Source organism: Paenibacillus sp. USHLN196, from assembly GCF_037144955.1.
In the GTDB taxonomy this organism is placed as follows: Bacteria; Bacillota; Bacilli; order Paenibacillales; family Paenibacillaceae; genus Paenibacillus; species Paenibacillus xylanexedens_C.
In genome coordinates this window covers 1-202 of the sequence record NZ_JBBCYH010000091.1, presented here as the reverse complement: position 1 = coordinate 202, position 202 = coordinate 1, and the positions used below count along the sequence as shown (strand labels likewise).

Annotated in this window: 1 rRNA gene; it reads right to left on the bottom strand. The window is 49.5% G+C overall.

The window, feature by feature from the left end:
- A 16S ribosomal RNA gene (locus WFI24_RS34480) occupies positions 1 to 187 on the bottom strand; the annotation flags it as partial.
- Positions 188 to 202 lie beyond the last annotated feature (15 nt).

The following is a 202-nucleotide window of genomic DNA, read 5'->3' as shown; positions in this document are numbered from 1 at the left end:
ACAACTATTCGGTATTAGCTACCGTTTCCGGTAGTTGTCCCAAACTTGAGGGCAGGTTGCCTACGTGTTACTCACCCGTCCGCCGCTAACTATCAGAGAAGCAAGCTTCTCTTCAAGTCCGCTCGACTTGCATGTATTAGGCATGCCGCCAGCGTTCGTCCTGAGCCAGGATCAAACTCTCCAATAAAGTATTGAAAAGAGC